We start from the raw sequence: 497 nt of genomic DNA, 5'->3' as shown, positions 1-497 counted from the left end.
GGATGCCCTCGACCGCGAAGCGCTCGCGCCCGGCCTCCGCGCCGAGGCGCTCCACCAGCCCGGCCCGGCCGCCGAACTGGAAGCCGAGCTGCGACGCGTAGGCCGCGCAAGCCTCGGCCTTGGCCGCCTGCGCGCCCGCGTCGAGGACGATTTCGCGGACCGGCAACCCGGCGAAGGCGCTGGCGAGCGGGGCCTTCGGCACCGCCTGGCGCACGGTGTAGGGGAAGTCGCGCCACCACAGCATCGGGCGATCCAGCGCGATCCTGCGCAAGGCCGCGACCACCTGCAGGTGATCGACGTGGCCGCCGATCGCCTGCGGCGCGAGGATCAAATCCGGCGCGGTCTCCGCGATCAGCGCCCCGAAGGCCGGGGCCAGGTGTTCGACGATCGCGTCGTCGGCCCGGACCTCGGCGAAGAGCTCCGGTGCCGAGCCGTAGCCGCGGTGGGGGGCCTCGCGGAACGGCAGGTGGCGCACCTCGACCCCGAGGTGGGCCACC

The 497-nt window shown here is 75.3% G+C and carries 1 pseudogene; it reads right to left on the bottom strand.

Annotation, left to right across the window (positions count from 1 at the left end):
* A pseudogene (locus FV222_RS30445) lies at nt 1-497 on the bottom strand (PIG-L family deacetylase); the annotation flags it as partial.

It is taken from the genome of Methylobacterium sp. WL103 (assembly GCF_008039885.1).
Classification (GTDB): Bacteria; Pseudomonadota; Alphaproteobacteria; order Rhizobiales; family Beijerinckiaceae; genus Methylobacterium; species Methylobacterium cerastii.
This window is presented reverse-complemented; position numbering and strand designations above follow the sequence as displayed.